This window comes from Sphingomonas sp. VDB2, from assembly GCF_047946695.1.
Taxonomy (GTDB): Bacteria; Pseudomonadota; Alphaproteobacteria; order Sphingomonadales; family Sphingomonadaceae; genus Sphingobium; species Sphingobium bisphenolicum.
The window spans coordinates 1,621,837-1,638,097 of the sequence record NZ_CP159615.1 but is presented as its reverse complement, the minus strand read 5'-3'; the positions used below and the strand labels follow the sequence as shown (position 1 = coordinate 1,638,097).

18 protein-coding genes are annotated in these 16,261 nt (G+C 65.2%); 6 read left to right on the top strand and 12 right to left on the bottom strand.

What is annotated here, in order from left to right; translation table 11 throughout:
- The first annotated feature begins 300 nt into the window (after positions 1 to 300).
- Positions 301 to 573: a hypothetical protein gene (locus tag ABT375_RS08055; protein WP_416464694.1), complete on the top strand. Its 273-nt coding sequence runs from the start codon at positions 301 to 303 to the stop codon at positions 571 to 573.
- Positions 574 to 614: 41 nt separating this feature from the next.
- On the opposite strand, the gene ABT375_RS08050 is transcribed toward ABT375_RS08055, so the two are convergent.
- The 6 genes from ABT375_RS08050 to ABT375_RS08025 all read right to left on the bottom strand — a co-directional run bounded on the left by ABT375_RS08050 (position 615) and on the right by ABT375_RS08025 (position 5,028).
- Complete coding sequence (locus ABT375_RS08050; RefSeq protein ID WP_224547251.1) at positions 615 to 887, bottom strand: HPr family phosphocarrier protein; 273 nt, start codon at positions 885 to 887, stop codon at positions 615 to 617.
- Complete coding sequence (locus tag ABT375_RS08045; protein WP_037477253.1) at positions 884 to 1,288, bottom strand: PTS sugar transporter subunit IIA; 405 nt, start codon at positions 1,286 to 1,288, stop codon at positions 884 to 886. Before ABT375_RS08045 ends, ABT375_RS08050 begins: the two co-directional genes overlap by 4 nt.
- Before the next feature lie 22 nt (positions 1,289 to 1,310).
- On the bottom strand, positions 1,311 to 2,243 hold the full coding sequence (gene rapZ / locus ABT375_RS08040; RefSeq protein WP_224547249.1) for an RNase adapter RapZ: 933 nt from the start codon (positions 2,241 to 2,243) through the stop codon (positions 1,311 to 1,313).
- Positions 2,240 to 2,689, bottom strand: a complete 450-nt coding sequence (locus tag ABT375_RS08035; protein ID WP_224547247.1) for an HPr kinase/phosphorylase — start codon at positions 2,687 to 2,689, stop codon at positions 2,240 to 2,242. The genes rapZ and ABT375_RS08035 overlap by 4 nt, the downstream gene beginning before the upstream one ends.
- Before the next feature lie 64 nt (positions 2,690 to 2,753).
- On the bottom strand, positions 2,754 to 4,355 hold the full coding sequence (locus ABT375_RS08030) for a sensor histidine kinase (RefSeq protein WP_224547245.1): 1,602 nt from the start codon (positions 4,353 to 4,355) through the stop codon (positions 2,754 to 2,756).
- Positions 4,324 to 5,028: a response regulator transcription factor gene (locus ABT375_RS08025; RefSeq protein ID WP_224547243.1), complete on the bottom strand. Its 705-nt coding sequence runs from the start codon at positions 5,026 to 5,028 to the stop codon at positions 4,324 to 4,326. Before ABT375_RS08025 ends, ABT375_RS08030 begins: the two co-directional genes overlap by 32 nt.
- Before the next feature lie 277 nt (positions 5,029 to 5,305).
- Here ABT375_RS08025 and ABT375_RS08020 point away from each other — a divergent pair, with 277 nt between their 5' ends.
- From ABT375_RS08020 to ABT375_RS08010, 3 genes are all read left to right on the top strand, one after another.
- Positions 5,306 to 6,907: a phosphoenolpyruvate carboxykinase gene (locus ABT375_RS08020; RefSeq protein ID WP_224547241.1), complete on the top strand. Its 1,602-nt coding sequence runs from the start codon at positions 5,306 to 5,308 to the stop codon at positions 6,905 to 6,907.
- A gap of 118 nt (positions 6,908 to 7,025) precedes the next feature.
- On the top strand, positions 7,026 to 7,337 hold the full coding sequence (locus tag ABT375_RS08015; protein WP_261936401.1) for a hypothetical protein: 312 nt from the start codon (positions 7,026 to 7,028) through the stop codon (positions 7,335 to 7,337).
- Between the two features lie 180 nt (positions 7,338 to 7,517).
- A complete protein-coding gene (locus ABT375_RS08010) occupies positions 7,518 to 8,336 on the top strand; it encodes a ferredoxin--NADP reductase (RefSeq protein WP_224547239.1) in 819 nt (272 codons plus the stop codon).
- A gap of 169 nt (positions 8,337 to 8,505) precedes the next feature.
- On the opposite strand, the gene ABT375_RS08005 is transcribed toward ABT375_RS08010, so the two are convergent.
- Positions 8,506 to 10,332, bottom strand: coding sequence for a DUF885 domain-containing protein (locus ABT375_RS08005; protein WP_416464693.1), 1,827 nt, complete (start codon positions 10,330 to 10,332; stop codon positions 8,506 to 8,508).
- A gap of 67 nt (positions 10,333 to 10,399) precedes the next feature.
- Positions 10,400 to 10,963 (bottom strand): hypothetical protein, encoded by a 564-nt coding sequence (locus tag ABT375_RS08000; RefSeq protein ID WP_416464692.1) that lies wholly within the window; start codon positions 10,961 to 10,963, stop codon positions 10,400 to 10,402.
- A gap of 307 nt (positions 10,964 to 11,270) precedes the next feature.
- On the opposite strand from ABT375_RS08000, the gene ABT375_RS07995 reads away from it, so the two are divergent.
- A complete protein-coding gene (locus ABT375_RS07995) occupies positions 11,271 to 12,323 on the top strand; it encodes a hypothetical protein (RefSeq protein WP_261936404.1) in 1,053 nt (350 codons plus the stop codon).
- A gap of 24 nt (positions 12,324 to 12,347) precedes the next feature.
- Here ABT375_RS07995 and ABT375_RS07990 read toward each other — a convergent pair whose 3' ends face one another.
- Positions 12,348 to 12,788: an NfeD family protein gene (locus tag ABT375_RS07990; protein ID WP_416464691.1), complete on the bottom strand. Its 441-nt coding sequence runs from the start codon at positions 12,786 to 12,788 to the stop codon at positions 12,348 to 12,350.
- Positions 12,789 to 12,936: 148 nt separating this feature from the next.
- A complete protein-coding gene (locus tag ABT375_RS07985) occupies positions 12,937 to 13,911 on the bottom strand; it encodes an SPFH domain-containing protein (RefSeq protein ID WP_224547419.1) in 975 nt (324 codons plus the stop codon).
- A gap of 86 nt (positions 13,912 to 13,997) precedes the next feature.
- On the opposite strand from ABT375_RS07985, the gene ABT375_RS07980 reads away from it, so the two are divergent.
- Positions 13,998 to 14,813 carry an HpcH/HpaI aldolase/citrate lyase family protein gene (locus ABT375_RS07980; protein WP_224547236.1) on the top strand — a complete coding sequence of 272 codons (816 nt, stop codon included), beginning with the start codon at positions 13,998 to 14,000 and terminating at the stop codon, positions 14,811 to 14,813.
- Between the two features lie 18 nt (positions 14,814 to 14,831).
- Here the strand turns inward: ABT375_RS07980 and ABT375_RS07975 are convergent, their stop codons facing one another.
- Together ABT375_RS07975 and ABT375_RS07970 are read right to left on the bottom strand one after the other, a co-directional pair.
- A complete protein-coding gene (locus ABT375_RS07975) occupies positions 14,832 to 15,428 on the bottom strand; it encodes a YdeI/OmpD-associated family protein (RefSeq protein WP_416464690.1) in 597 nt (198 codons plus the stop codon).
- A 59-nt stretch (positions 15,429 to 15,487) separates the two neighbouring features.
- Entirely contained in the window at positions 15,488 to 16,246 is a 759-nt protein-coding gene (locus tag ABT375_RS07970) for a hypothetical protein (RefSeq protein ID WP_416464689.1), read from the bottom strand.
- Between the last annotated feature and the right edge of the window lie 15 nt (positions 16,247 to 16,261).

The window sequence follows — 16,261 nt, the reverse complement described above, 5'->3', positions numbered from 1 at the left end:
AGATCAGAGAAAATCCTACATTGGAAGAGGTTTGGCCGGGGAGCGGGAGCGGCCAGAAGCGGACGCAAATCCTCCCCTGGAAGGGGAGGTGGGGCGCAAAGCGCCTCGGAGGGGTAGGACGCCTCCATACCCGTCATCCCGTGCCGCGAACTACCCCTCCGTCAGGCCTTCGGCCTGCCACCTCCCCTTTCAGGGGAGGAATTTCCGGTTGCGACCAAAAGTTGCCGTTAAATTGGATCGTGGACCGTCCCTGTTTCAGCCATTGTGCACTCCGCTTCGTCGAACTAACCTTGAAGCCTTATGAAGAAGCGCCTCACCGTTGACGAGCTTACACCAGTGGCCAGAGAAGCGACCCGCCTCGCCTTAGAGAATCATGAAGCTGAATTTCGACAGTATCGCGATAATCCAAATCTTACGCTTGGAACGATAATCGAGGACGATTTTCTAACCTTCCAGCTTTATCTGGCGGGGAAGACGCCGGGCGATGCAGTCGTGCTTACAAGCACGAGAGTGTCACGGATCAGCGGTGAGGTCGTCAGCATCGAGATCAAATCCATATCATCTTCCGCGTAAGCCGACCTTCCGCTTACCACCCATCTCCAACAACCGCAGCCTCACTCCTCGCCGAACTTGTCCTCGACCAGGCCGACCAGCTTGCCCAGCGAATCGGCGGCTTCGGGACCGGTGGCCTTGATTATGATGCTGTCTCCCATGGCGGCGCCCAGCATCATCAGGCCCATGATCGACGTGCCGGTGACATGGTTGCCGTCCTTGCTCACCAGGATGTCGGCAGGCAGGCCGCTGGCCAGGGTCACGAATTTGGCGCTGGCGCGGGCGTGGAGGCCGCGCTTGTTGCTGATACGGACTTCCTGGCTGATTTCATTCATGTGGTGCTGCCCAACAGTTCCGACGCGACGCTGATATATTTCTGCCCGGCTTCGCGCGCGGCGGCAACAGCGGCGCGCACGTCCATCACCTTGCGCGCGCTTTCCAGGCGGATGAGCATGGGCAGGTTGATGCCCGCGATCACCTCGATCTCGCCGGCTTTCAGCAGCGAGATGGCGAGGTTGGAGGGGGTGCCGCCGAACAGGTCGGTCAGCAGGATCACGCCCGATCCGTCATTGACGCGGGCGACCGCCGTCGCGATGTCCGCGCGGCGCAGTTCCATGTCGTCTTCCGGCCCGATGCAGATCGTTTCGATCTGCTGCTGGGGGCCGACAACATGTTCCATGGCCACGACAAATTCGGTCGCCAGCGACCCATGGGTGACGAGTACGAGTCCAATCATGTGCTTCTGCGGCCCACCTGCTTCATGATATTGCTTTCGGGCCTCCCGGACGGCGCTTCTCCAGACTATCCTGGGGCGTCGATTCAATATTGCGGTGCAAGACCGTGGGCGAAAAGCCCGCATCTTGCAAGTAGTTCGCGACGCGCTCTGCCACATGGACCGAACGATGCTTGCCCCCGGTACAGCCGAAGGCCACGGTAATATAGGCCTTTCCGCCTTCCGAATAGCGCGGCAGCAGGGTGGCGAGCAGGTCCTCGATCTTGCCGACCGCTTCCTCATAGGCGGGATCTTCGCGGATATAGGCGGCGACCTCCGGGTCCAGCCCGGTCCGTGGGCGCAGGCTGGCGTCCCAGTGCGGATTGCGCAGGAAGCGCATGTCGAACATCAGGTCGGCATTGCGGGGCACGCCGCGCGAAAAGCCGAAGGAGAGGATGGTCAGCACCGGGTCGGACAGGCGTTCGCGGGAAAAACGGCTGCGAATTTCCTGTTGCAGGGAATTGCTGGTGAAGCCGGTGGTGTCGATGACCTGGGTCGCCCAGCGGCGCAGCGGTTCGGTCAGTTCGCGTTCGCGGGCGATGCCGTCGGCGGCCGGGCGGTCGAGCGCGAGCGGGTGGCGGCGGCGCGTCTCGGCGAAGCGGCGTTCCAGTTCTGTGCCGGAGCAATCGAGGAACAGGGTTTCGATGTCATGGCCATGGCGTTCGCGCATCGCCTTGATCCGCTGGACGATGGCGTTGGCGTCGAAATCGCGGGTGCGCGCGTCGATGCCCAGCGCCAGCGGCCGCTCGTCCGCGCCGGCATGGCCCGCGGGCAGGGGCGTGTCGAGCAGCCGGTCGAGCAGGACGAGGGGGAGGTTGTCCACTACCTCCCAGCCCATATCCTCCAGCGTCTTGAGCGCGGTGGTCTTGCCCGCGCCCGACAGGCCGGACAGCAGGAGGATGGTCTTGGGCTGGGTCATGGCGCCGCCGCATCCTTCAGCCCCAGCGCCTTGAACGCCAGTTCGACCTTGATCGGGGCGGAGGCTTCGAACGGGGCGATCTTCACCACCGGCACATCGATACCCGCGACGGTGCGGTGGACCGGTTCCAGCGGCATCCGGTCGACCGGGTCGAACAGGTCGGCGATCAGGGCGACCGGCGCGTCGGACAGCGCGGCCATCGCGACGATGCCGATGCCGCGTACCTCCATCTTGCCCCGGATCGTGTCCGGCGCGGTGGCGATGAGGCGCCCATCGACGCGTTTCACGAGCGTATAATCGTCGCTGACCAGCACGGCGCCACGGTCGATCAGGCGCAGGGCCAGGTCGGACTTGCCGCTGCCGCTTGGCCCGCGCAGCAATATGACGCGGCCATCAATGGCCACGCTCGTTGCGTGGAGCGTTTCTGATGAAAGTGCGCGCGCCATATCCCCGACCTCCTTCTAGCCTGAGTCGGCGATGATGGGAATGCCGTTGCCGCCGCCTTTCGTCCTATTCCGAAACGATGCCGGGATCGCGCTCCACCGCCATCGGCAGGCGCAGGATGAAGCGGGCACCGCTCTGGGCATCCTCGCGGTCGCCGATGCCGATCTTGCCCTGATGCCCTTCGATGATCGAGCGGGCGATGGCGAGGCCCAGGCCCGAATGCTTGCCGAACGCTTCCCCTTCCGGCCGGACGCTGTGGAAGCGCCGGAAAATATGTTCGCGCTCGGATGGCGGGACGCCCGGCCCTTCATCCTCGACGCTGACCAGCACTTCATGGTCGGCGACGGTGGCGATGATCTGGACCAGGCCGTCGTCGGGGGAGAAGGACACGGCATTGTCGATCAGATTGTCGAGCACGCGGATCAGCCGGCCTTCCTCGCCCAGCACCACGGCGACATCCTTGCGCGGGCGGGCAAAGGCGAGGCGGATGCCGCGCGGCACGCCGCGCGCTTCGCGGGCGATCACCATGCGTTCGATAAGCAGGCCAAGGTCGATCGGCTCGAAGCGGGTGCGCGACAATTCGGCATCGACGCGCGAGGCTTCGGCGATGTCGGTGACGAGGCGATCGAGCCGGCGGACATCGTCCTGCGCGATTTCCATCAGCTGGTCGCGCAGGTCGGGCCGGTCCGCCCCGACCCGGTCGAGCGCGTCGAGGGCGGAGCGCAGCGAGGCGATCGGGTTCTTGAGTTCATGACTGACATCGGCGGCGAAGGCGTCGGTCGCGTCGATCCGCTGGCGCAGCGCATGGCTCATGTCGGACAGGGCGCGGGCGAGCATCCCGATCTCGTCGCGCCGTTCGGGCAGGCGCGGCACGGTCACTTCGCGCGCCCGGCCGAGCCGGACACGGACGGCAGCGCGGGCGAGGCGCTGGAGCGGGCGGACGATGGTGCGCGCCAGGAACAGCGAGAGCAGCACCGAGGCGAGCGCCGCGACGGCCAGCACCATGCCCAGGCGCAGCCGTTCGGCGCGCACGATGCGGGTGATGTCGCGGGCGTTTTCGGTCGCCAGCAGCGCCGTGCCGTCGCGCACCTGCGTCGCGGCCGAAATCATGAAGGTGCGGTCGGGGGCGTAGCGGTTCATCGCCTGCGGCTGGCCGGTCTTGCGGGCCAGCAGCAGTTCGGGCCAGGCCTCGGCGCGATCGACCGTGGGCTCGATGAAGTCGGGCGGGCGGTCGGCCGACACGATCCGGTCCACCGCCTTGTCGAGGAAACGGGCGACATGGCGCTGCCATTCCTCTTCGGACGGCAGGCGCAGGCGGTAGCGCGGCGCATCCATGGTGAAGCTGTCGGCGATCAGGCCGCCGCCGGCCGCATAGCGGCGCACCCGGTCGCCGGTCTGGCGCGAATAGGCGGCGATCAGGGCATCATGCCGATCGGCAGGGGCGTTTTCGAGGCCGATGGCGAGCAGCTTCAATTCGCGCGCGGATTGTTCCAGCCGGGCATCGACGATGCGCGTGCGATAGCTGTCGAGATAGAAGAAGCCCCCCGCCAGCAGCGCCAGCGCGAAGACGTTGACGGCCAGAATGCGCGGGGTGAGGCTGATCCGGCCGGACCAGCGCAACCCGGCATCGCTGCCGTCACTCCTCCGAGAAACGATATCCGGCGCCATAGAGGGTGTCGATTGCATTGAAGTCGGAGTCCACCTCGCGGAATTTGCGCCGCAGCCGCTTGATATGGCTGTCGATCGTGCGGTCGTCGACATAGACGTCGTCCTGATAGGCGGCATCCATCAACTGGTTGCGGTTCTTGACCACGCCGGGGCGCTGCGCAAGGGTTTCCAGAATAAGGAATTCGGTGACGGTCAGCGTGACGTCCTGGCCGTTCCACTTCACCCGATGGCGCGCCGGGTCCATTTCCAGCCGGCCGCGTATGATCGGGTCGGCGACCGGCTCGTCCGGTGCGTCGGGCGTCTTGCTGACTTCGGCGCGGCGCAGGATGGCGCGGATGCGCGCCAGCAGCAGCCGCTGGGAAAAGGGCTTGGCGATATAATCGTCCGCGCCCATGGCGAGGCCCAGCGCTTCGTCCAGCTCATCCGCCTTGGACGTCAGAAAGATGACCGGCATCTGGCTCTTTTCGCGCAGGCGGCGGAGCAGTTCCAGCCCGTCCATGCGCGGCATCTTGATGTCGAAGACGGCGAGGTCGGCCGGGTTGTCCAGCAGCGCCTTGAGCGCGCTTTCGGGATCGGAATAGATGCGCGTGAGAAAGCCTTCGGTCTGCAGCGCGATCGACACCGATGTCAGGATATTCTTGTCGTCATCCACCAGGGCGATGGTTGCGGTCATGCGGTGTCCCATGGTCGTGGAAGGGGGGATATGGGCCAGCGTTAGACCAAGGCGTTGCGCGTCGCAAGAAAGGCGCGCGGATGGTCCTGCGCCACAAGCGTCGATATTCGGGACAAATGGCTGCGCGCGGGGATTTGACGCTTTCCCCGCAAAGCCCTATGCCTTTGATTGTCAGCAGCAAGGGACGCCGTGCCATACAAGCGGCGCCCAAGGGGCGGATCGGTCGCAAGCATGACGAATGACGCGACGCGAGCACAACATATTCAGGAGCAAAGGCGTGCAGGCCAAATCCTCAATCACCCTGGCCGACCAGGGCATCAAGACCAACGCCACCCAATATTGGAATCTGGGCACTGCGCCGCTGGTCGAAGCAGCGGTTCGCAACGGCGAGGGCATATTGTCCAAGGACGGCCCGCTGGTCGTCAAGACCGGCAAGCATACCGGCCGCAGCGCCAAGGACAAGTTCATCGTCCGGGACGCCGAAACCGAATCGACCGTCTGGTGGGGCGACACCAATCGCGGTATGACGCCCGACCATTTCGCGGCGCTGAAGGCGGACTTCTTCAAGGCGCTGGGCGAGAAGGACACGCTCTATGTCGCCGACCTGTTCGGCGGATCGCAGCCCGAACATCGCGTCAATGTGCGCGTCATCAACGAGCGGGCCTGGCACAACCTGTTCATCCGCACGCTGCTGGTGCGGCCCACCGCCGATGAACTGACGGGCTTCGCGCCCGAATATACGATCATCGACCTGCCGACCTTCAAGGCTGATCCGGCGCGTCATGGCTGCCGCAGCGAAACCGTGGTCGCGGTCAATTTCACCGAGAAGCTGATCCTGATCGGCGGCACCGCCTATGCCGGCGAGATGAAGAAGTCGGTCTTCGGCATCCTCAACTATCTGCTGCCGACCAAGGGCGTGATGCCGATGCATTGTTCCGCCAACATCGGCGCGAACGGCGACACGGCGGTCTTCTTCGGCCTGTCCGGCACCGGCAAGACGACGCTGTCGGCCGACGCCAGCCGCACGCTGATCGGCGATGACGAGCATGGCTGGTCGGACACGGCGGTCTTCAATTTCGAGGGCGGCTGCTATGCCAAGATGATCAACCTGTCGGCCGAGGCCGAGCCGGAAATCTTCGCCACCACCAAGCGCTTCGGCACGGTGCTGGAAAATGTCGTGATCGACGAGGAGACTCGCGAGATCGACCTGGACGACAACAGCCTGGCCGAGAATAGCCGCGGTTCCTACCCGATCGACTTCATCCCGAACACGTCGGAAAAGAATCTGGGTCCGGTGCCCAAGACCATCATCTTCCTGACCGCCGACGCCTATGGCGTGCTGCCGCCGATCGCCCGGCTGACTCCGGAACAGGCGATGTATCACTTCCTGTCCGGCTACACAGCGCGCGTCGCGGGGACAGAAATTGGCGTGACCGAGCCGACCGCGACCTTCTCGACCTGCTTCGGTGCGCCGTTCATGCCGCGTCATCCGTCGGTCTACGGCAATCTGCTCAAGGAGCGGATCAACAAGGGCGGCGTCACCTGCTGGCTGGTCAATACCGGCTGGGCGGGCGGCAAGGCGACGATGCCGGGGATCAAGCGGATGCCGATCAAGGTGACGCGCGCGCTGCTGAACGCGGCGCTGGACGGCAGCCTGAACCAGGCCGAATTCCGCACCGATCCCAATTTCGGCTTCGACGTGCCGGTGGCGGTCAATGGCGTGGAGCCGACCATCCTCGACCCGCGCGCCATGTGGGCGGACAAGGACGCCTATGACGCGACGGCGGCGACGCTGGTCAAGGCGTTCGTGGATAATTTCGCCCAGTTCGTGGACCATGTCGACGATGGCGTGCGCGGTGCGGCGCTGGTCGCCGCCTGATCCGAAGCGACGACGTGCAGAAAGAGAGCCGGAGGGGCGACCCTCCGGCTCTTTTGCTTTTGGGCGGACGTGGGTGGTGCTATGCTGGACCCCAATCTTTTTGCGGGAGTGCAAGGGCATGTTCGAGGATATGATCGGGAAGTTCGGCGGGCTGGAAGCGATCGCGGCGCAGATCGGCGTGACGCCAGAGCAGATGCAGGGCCTGATGAGCGAGATCAGTGCCAAGATCGGATCGGGCGAAACCAGCGTGACGGCGCTCGCGGAAACGGCGGCCGAACATGGCGTGTCGGCGGACAAGTTGCAGGCGTTGCTGGGCGCGTTCGGCGGCCCGGAAGCGATATTGGGCAAGCTGGGCGGCATGTTCGACCGCGACGGCGACGGCAATCCGCTCAACGAACTGGGCGGTATCGCCAAGGGCCTGTTCGGCTGACGACGAGGGCGGGGCGCCTGCAAAAGCGCGCCCTTGCCGGTAGCAGGTTTATGGCCCCCAAGTTTTTTTGGCCTTGCCTTCACGCGGCGGAGGGGCCATTCGCGGACCTCGATATTATTGCGAACGATCCGCAAAAAGTGTCGCCCGTTGCGACGCTTTGCGCACTGCGAGGATAAGGTGTTGACCGACGTGACGATCGAAAAGCCGGTACTGGAACCCACCGGCGCGCTTTCCGTGGAAACCGTGCTGTCGGTGAAGCACTGGAACGAGCATCTGTTCAGCTTCCGCATCACCCGTCCGGCCGCCTTCCGCTTCCGGTCGGGCGAGTTCATCATGATCGGGCTGAAGGGCGACAATGGCAAGCCGCTGCTGCGTGCTTATTCGATCGCCAGCCCCGCCTGGGACGAGGAAATCGAATTCCTGTCGATCAAGGTGCAGGACGGTCCGCTGACCAGCAAGCTCCAGAAGATCGAGCCGGGCGACCAGATCTATCTCGGCCGCAAGCCGACGGGTACGCTGGTGACCGACGCGCTGCTGCCGGGCAAGCGTTTGTTCATGCTGTCGACCGGCACTGGCCTGGCCCCGTTCCTGAGCCTGCCGCGCGACCCGGACGTCTATGAGTTTTACGAGCAGGTTGTGGTCGTGCATTCGGTGCGCCGGGTGAGCGACCTGGCCTTCCGCGACGAGATGGAAGGCAAATGGTCGGAAGACCCGCTGGTATCGGAGCAGGCGCCTAACCAGTTCCATTATGTGCCGACCGTGACCCGTGAGCCGTTCGATGGTCACACCGCGCGGATCGACAAGCTGGTCGAGAGCGGCGCGCTGTTCGAGGGCATTCCGGGGGCGGCGAAGTTCGATCCCGAAACCGACCGGATCATGATGTGCGGCAGCATGGAGATGATCAAGCAGTTCGGGGCTTATTTCGAGGAACAGGGCTTCACCGAAGGTTCCAATGCGGCGCCGGGGCAGTTCGTGATCGAGCGGGCGTTCGTCGGGTAAAGCAGGTCGAGATGAAGTAGGAAAGGGCCGGGGGAGCGATCCTCCGGCCTTTTTTGTTTGCGCGATCCGTTCGCCCTGAACGAAGTCGAAGGGCGTGACCGAGCGGAGCGAGGTCGGCTTCGCTCCGCTCAGCAGAAGGCTTCGACTTCGCTCAGCCCGAACGGGTTTGTCATGCCCCCTTCCGTTCCGCGATCCAGCTATCGATGCTCTTGCCCAGCACGGTCATCGGCACGCCGCCGCCCTTGACCACCGCGTCGTTGAAGAGGCGGAAGTCGAACCTGTCCCCCAGCGCCTGTTGCGCTTGTGCCCGCAGGCGTACGATTTCGCCATGGCCGACCTTGTAGCCACAGGCCTGGCCCGGCCAGGCGCAGTAGCGGTCGACTTCGCCCTGAACATCCTCGACCGTCGAGCCGTTGGTGGTGGCGAACCAGTGGATCGCCTTGTCGCGGGTCCAGCGCTTGGCGTGGAGGCCGGTGTCGACCACGAGGCGGCAGCAGCGATAGGCGATCGACTGGAGATAGCCCAGCCGCCCGGCGATATCGCCATCATAGGCGCCCAGTTCGTCGCCCAGTTGCTCGGCATAGAGCGCCCAGCCTTCGCTATAGGCGTTGAAGGCGAGGAGCGAGCGGATCAGCGGCAGTTTATAGGTATATTCGCCCTGCCAGATATGGCCCGGAATCCCTTCATGATAGCAGAGGGTGGGCAGCGCGTAGCGCGGCCAGATGCTGGTGTCGCGCAGGTTGATATAATAGTTGCCGGGGACCGATCCGTCGATCGTGCCGGGACCGGCATAGGCGCCGGGCGCGCCCGCCTCGATCTCCACCGGCACGCGCTTGACGATCAGTTTGGCGGGCACCAGCGTCGCGAAGGCGCGGGGCAGGCGGGTGCGGATGTCGGCAAGGCGGCCGTCGATGAAGGACAGGATCTGCGCCCGGCCGGCGTCGTCGTTGGGGAAGAGATAGCGCGGGTCTTTGCCCATCGCGGTCATGCGTTCGCCGACCGTGCCTTTGGTCATGCCGAGCTTGCCGAGCAGCCCGTCCATTTCGGACTGGAGCGCGGCGAGCTGGTCGAGGCCGAGCCTATGGACCTCGTCGGGCGCCATGGTCGTGGTGGTCCCGGCCTTGAGCGCCCAGGCGTAATAGCCATCCCCCTGCGGCAGTTTCCACACGCCCGCGTCCATCGTCGCGGTGGCGCGCTGGCGGGTGAGTTCGGCGACCTGGGCGGCGAGGGCGGGGGCGACCTGATCATGGACGATGGCCTGCGCCTTCGCGGCATAATCGCCGGGCATGTCCTTCGTGCGGCGGGCGAGCGAGGCGACCGGCACCCACTGGTCGAGGGGGAGGGCCTGCACCGCCTTCATCTGGCCCAGTGTCTTGTCGAGCAGGAAGGCGGGAGCGGTGACGCCGATGCCGGCGTCATGCTTCAACCGCTCGGTTTCGCCGGCCAGGTTCGCGGCATAGGCGGTCAGGCGGGCGAGATAGGCGTCGGCGTCGGCTGCGTCCTTTATGACATGGTTGCTGTCGAGGAAGTCGGGTGTCTCCACGAAGCTGCCGGTGTTCTGGGCGACCGCATAGGGGCTGTTGCGGTAGGACCAGTTGCTGTTCATGATCGCCATGTCGCCGAAGGGAAAGGCGAAGCCTTCCGCCGCGGTGTCGTGGGCGGTGCGGACCACCTCCACATCGATGCGGGTCGCAGGCGAGAGCGGCGCGAGATCGATGGCGCGTAGCCGGGCGAGGCGGTCCTGCACATGGGCGGCGATTTGCGCCTGGCCGGCTGGCGTCTTGTTGCCGAGGCGGCTTTTGAGCGGGGTGCGCGCGCCGGTGTCGATGCCCAGGCCGCTGGCGCTTTCGGGCGCGTCGGCCAGCATCGCTTCGGCCATGTCGGCCAGCAGCGCCTGCGCGGCGGCGTCCGGGCCGGCGGCGGCGCGGGCGGGGAGGGCGGTCAGGGTGAGGGCGGAAGCGCCGACGGCGAGAAAATCGCGGCGGTTGGTGCGCATGGGGTCGGGGGTCTCCGGTGAATAGGGTTACCCTTAACTTCGCATATTTCCCGCTAATTTCGACATCTTATTTCCCATGAGGGACAGATTGTGACAAGAGCGCATCGATCGCCGGATCGCCCCGCAGCGCGGCAAGCGCGGGTCGAAGCAAAGCCCATTCGGCCGGATTGAAGGGCCCGAGCTCAGCGAGGCGTGCGCCTATCGCGCGGATGGCGATCCGCATCCGATGCGGCATTGCCGCCCGCGCGCCGGTCCGTTCCGCGCCCAGCGCTCGCAAGGCGGCGAATAGCAGCCGATGATTGGTTTCAATCCGCGTTCCCACCACGCGACCCCGCCGAACGATCGGTCGCTCCTGTCGTTCTCGCGAAAGGGCAATCGCCCTCGCGCGGCTTTCGTCCAGCCCCATGTCCAGCGCCCAGTCCCAAGCCGCGGCGAAGCTTTCAGCGCCGGGGCGGCCGCGCAGATAATAGGCAGAGCGTGGCGAACAGCCGACGCTGCGCGCGGCCTGTGCCACCACGCCGTAGCGGGACAGCGCGGCGATAAAGGCGATTTGTGCGTCGACGGTCCAGCCGCGCGCGCGACGGGTATGGGGCACGGGGGTGAAATGGAGCAGGTGGGTTTGGTCTGTCATGACGCGAACGCTATCATAGGCGCGATGTTGTAGGACAGGCCTTCGACCCGACTGTGCGACGGCGAAACCTGGGGGGACATTCGTCCATGCATTTGGATCAAGGCGGATCGATCGTGGCGGTTCTTCTGCGTCATTGCGGCGATAGGGGCGGTCGCCCGCGATCATGCAATGGATGAAAATAATGTTGTGCAAAAGTAATGATTATGGGATGATAGGATATAAATATTGAGGAAGGTCGCTATCATCAAAGTTTGGGGCGAGGATTATCATGCGACATCTTACGCGGGCGCTACGTAATTATTGCGATATGACGCGGTGGGCAAGAATATGCTCCGTTTCGGTGATTGCAATTTCATGTCCGTCTTGCTCCTATGTCGCGAAAGACCTGCGCTCGACCGGCGGCGTTGTGGGAAGCGTGCTGGACCAGCGCATGTTTGATGCGCGGCAATCAAAGCAACTCGTGGTCCTGCGCGGCGCCATATTGGTTGCCATGGTTGCGCGGGCCGGGACGGTATATGCGCGGGACCAGCGGGACGCCGACGCCTATGTCAACTATATGACCGCCGCCGCTGACGAGATCAACATCCTGATGGGGCAAATCCAGGGTGATCATAGCGGGCTGGCCTGTGATGTGCGCGATAGTGGGGCAAGCCAGGAAATCGCGCTGGTTCGATCGAGCAGGCTGACCAGCAATCAAGTCGCCACCCAGAGAGCAGAGACGACGGACGAAAAAGACATCCCCTCGGATCGTCCCAACGGGGACGGATGCTATACCTACAGCGTCAATTTCGAGTCAGATCTACCTATGCTGGAACGTCGCCTGTTTCGATTGGCGATGGCGGCACTGCCCCAGGAACAGGCCAAGAAATTTCTCGACCAGGTCACAACCGGCAATGCGTTCGGTGCGGCGATGGCCGCGTTGAATTTTTCCGCAAAGGCGCTGGATGGGCTGCATAGCGGCGCGGCGGTGCATCGGACGGGCGTCGAACTGATCTTCAATCAAAGAACAGCCAAATCGAGAAACGACACATGCCAGACCTATGCGACCGTCTATTATGCGGCTGCCTGTATGGGACTGGACCCGGACAGCCTGTTCGTCGGGAAACAGGACAAGCCCGAAGATTATAAGCCGGTGGTGGATGGCCGATCATTCTACGCCATCATGCGCAATATTCGGGACAGTTGCCGCATGATCCCGATGGGCATCGGCGAAGAACTTGGCGCCAGGGAAGTCGATCTGAACGCACTGAGGCAGAAGCGGATCGATCAGTGCGACTCGATCGACTATAGTCCCAGATCGCGTTGGGAGCCATCGCGGACCCAGGTGATGCCGGCGCCCGTGCAGAAACCGGCAAATTAAGGCAGCGGTGATTTCTGGCCGCGCCTATTCCACCCGCAGCATCGTCCCGTCCGCGCCCACGACCCGCACCCTCGCGCCAGCGTCCGCATCCGCGCCGGTGGCGGTCCAGACGCTGTCGCCGACTTTCACCCGGCCTTCGCCGCCGACGATCGGCTCCACGACCGTCACGGTCTGGCCGATCAGGCGGGCGGTGCGGTCGTTGAGGAGGGGGTCGGTGGAGGCGACCGGATTGTCCACATACCAGCGGCGGCCGGCATAGACCGCCGCGATGCTGAGCGCTGCGAAGAGCAGGAACTGGAGCGGCAGCGCGATCGGCAGGGCGAGCGCGACGAGGCCGGTGATGGCGGCGGCGATCGCGATCCAGATCAGGAAGACGCCGGGGATCATCACCTCCGCAATGCCCAGCAGGGCCGCGAAAACCAGCCAGCCCCAATGATCCTGGAGCAGGGAGAGAGTGGCAGTCATGGGTGGATGGTCCGATTACGCGTTGGGGAGGTTGGTTTGAAGGACGTCGCAGCGATGTGGAGAAGGAAGGGAAGGGGCTTCGACAGGCGCGGGACGAACGGCCGGGCGCTTGTAACCGTCCAGCGTGATGTAGCTGTCACCATGCTCATCACCCCTGGCTCTGGCCGAAGGGGCCGCGGCGGGGCGGTGCCGGCGGGGTGGGCGCGGGGGTGCCGTCGGCGCCCAGCGCTTCCTTCGCCAGCGCGCCGATGCCGCCCAGCGTACCGATCAGCTGGGTCGCTTCGACCGGGAAGAGGATGGTCTTGGCATTGGGGCTGGTCGCGAACTGACTGACCGCCTCGGTATATTTTTGCGCGATGAAATAGTTGAGCGCCTGCGGATTGCCGGCGGAGATGGCGTCAGAGACCATCTGCGTCGCCTTGGCTTCGGCCTCCGCCTCGCGCTCGCGCGCCTCGGCGTCGCGGAAGGCGGCTTCGCGGCGGCCTTCGGCCTGTAATATCTGGCCCTGCTTTTCGCCCTCGGCGCGCAGGATCTCGGCGGCGCGGGCGCCTTCGGCATCCAGGATGTTGGCGCGCTTCTCGCGCTCCGCCTTCATCTGGCGGCCCATGGCGTTGACGATGTCGGCGGGCGGGCGAATGTCCTTCAGCTCGACGCGGGTGATCTTGATGCCCCAGGCATTGGTGGCGTGATCGACCACGGAAAGCAGGCGGGCGTTGATCTCGTCGCGCTTCGAGAGGGTTTCGTCGAGGTCCATCGAGCCCATGACAGTGCGCAGGTTGGTGGTCGCAAGCTGCATGATCGCGACATAGAGTTCGGACACTTCATAGGCGGCCTTGGCGGCGTCGAGCACCTGGAAGAAGACCACGCCGTCGACCGACACCATGGCGTTGTCCTTGGTGATGATTTCCTGCCCCGGAATGTCGACGACCTGCTCCATCATGTTGATCTTGCGGCCCACGGCGTAGAAGAAGGCGGGGTAGAAATTGAGGCCGGGCCGGGCGACTTCGGTGAAACGGCCGAAGCGTTCGATCGTATATTGATAGCCCTGCCGCACCACCTTCACGCTGACCGCGAGGTAGAAGAGGACGAGGCCCGTGAGCGTCAGTGCGAAGGTCGTCAGCATATCCATGTCTCTCCCCCGGATGTGGGCTTGGATTATGCGCCCTAATCGTTAACGGGGAAAGGCAAACCGCTACCCAGGAGAGTATCATGTTGCTGCGCCACGCCCGTTCGCTGCTGTTCCTGCCCGCGTCCAACGCGCGCGCCATCGTAAAGGCGCGGACGCTGCCGTGCGACATGGTCATATTGGACCTGGAAGATGCGGTGGCGGACGACGCCAAGGAAGAGGCGCGGGCCGGCGCGATCGCGGCGTTGGGCGAAGGCTTTGGGGGGCGGATCGGCGCGGTGCGGATCAATGTCGCGGGAACGCGCTGGCATGGGGCGGAGATGGTGGCGGTCAAGGCATCGGCCGCGGACTATGTCGTGCTGCCCAAGGTGGAGACGGCGCGGCAGGTGAAGGATGTGTTCAGCGTCTGCCAGAAGCCGGTGATCGCGATGATCGAAAGCGCGCGCGGCGTGCTGGCGGCGGCGGAGATCGCGGCGGGCGAGGGCTGCGCGGCGCTGTTCATGGGCAATAATGATTTGCGCAAGGATCTGGGGATTCCGGCGGGCGCGGGGCGCGAAGGGCTGTCCCATGCGATGCAGGCGGTCGTGCTGGCGGCGCGGGCGGCGGGCATTGCGGTGTTCGACGGCGTGTTCAACCGGCTGGAGGACGAGGCGGGGCTGGAGGCGGAATGCGCGCAGGGGCATGCGCTCGGCTTCGACGGCAAGACGCTGATCCACCCGAGCCAGGTGCCCGTGGCGAACCAGGTGTTCGGGCCGGACATGCAGGCGGTGGCGGACGCGCGACGGCTGATCGAGGCGGCGACCGGCGGGGCGGAACGCTATGAGGGGCGGATGATCGAGACGATGCATGTCGAGGAAGCGCGGGCGCTGATCGCGCGGGCGGAGGCGGTGGAGGAGTAAGGCACCCCTCCCGCCCGCTCAGCGCTTTTCATATTTCCAGTTGCGGCCCTTGCCCTGCGCGATCCATTCGAGGGCGGTGGCGATGCGCTTGTCGCGCGTGGCGTCGCTCTTCGCTTCGCCGATCCATTCGCAATAGTCGCGGATCTTGCCGGGCGGGAAGGCGGACCAGACGGCCAGCGCCGCCGGATCGGCGTCGAGCGCGGCCTGGAAGGCGGGGGGAATGGGGAGCGGGGGCTTGGGCGGCTTGGGACCGGAGCGGGGTTTGTCGCCGGCGTCGATCAGGGCCATGGCGCTGGCGATCAGCGTGGCGATTTCCGCGTCCGGGGGCAGGTCGGCCAGGGTTGCGATCTTGCCGAACTGGCCCATCGCCTCGTCGCTGGCGCCGTCGCTGGCGACCTTGTCATGCCAGAAGCCGAAGGCGGCATGGCCCTTGAACGCGGCCATATTGGCGAGATTCTGGCCCTTATAGGTGAAGAAGGGCATGCCCCATTTGATCGCTTCGCCGATGTCGGGCGAGGCGGCGCGCATCAGCGTGCGGATATGGGTCAGAATCGGCCGGGCGAAATCGGCCTGGCGGGCGATATAGGCGTCGACGTGGGACTGTGCGTCGCTCATGGGCGGCTCCGTTCGGTGGTTCGCCCGGTGCTACAGCAGGCGGGTGTGCCGGAAAAGCGTCAGGGCATCGGCGCCCATCGCCCGCCGGCATTTTTGCGGACCAGGGTGAGCGAGCGCGGGTCGATCTCCGGCGCTTCCTGGCCGAGGTCGAAATGCCAGGCATGGCCCTGGCTGATGCGCCAGTAGAGTTGCGCGCCCTGATCCAGGCCGAGCGGGCCGCAGGCGCTGCGGATTTCGTCCTGCGGCAGGCTGGCGGCCTGGGCGGCCGGGATATCGACCACCAGCGCGTCGGCGGGCCAGCCGGGGATGTCCGCCTGGCGCACATGGCAGCCATCGTCGTCGGCCGGATCGGTGATGGCGGCGCGGGTCAGGGCGAGAATGGTCGATTGCGGATCGCGGCGGTCGGCAGGGGCGAAGGCGACCAGCGGCGCGCCCCTAGCCTGATCGCCGCCCATCGGCGAGAGGGCATAGACGAGGCGGGCGAGCGGCTTGCCGGGGGCATAGGCGAGGGCGGTGGTCTTCCCGTCGCAACGGGCGGCGCGATAGAGCAACCATATGTCGCCGGGCAGGGCGGCTTCGTTGACCGACCAGGTGCAGCCTTCCGCGAGCGAGGGGCGATCGTCGGCCGTAAGCAGGGCAGCGGCGTCCGTGGGGCAGAGGCCGGTGCCAGAGAGGCGGGCGGCCTTGTCGGGACAGACGGCTGCGCGGGTGACGGGCGCTGCCTTGGGGGCCTGCGCATCGTTGCCCGGCTGGTCGGCGGTGGAAGGCGCGCAGGCGCCCAGCGATGCGAGCAGCACGCAGAAGGGCAGGTGGCGCATCTTGGGCATTCCTGT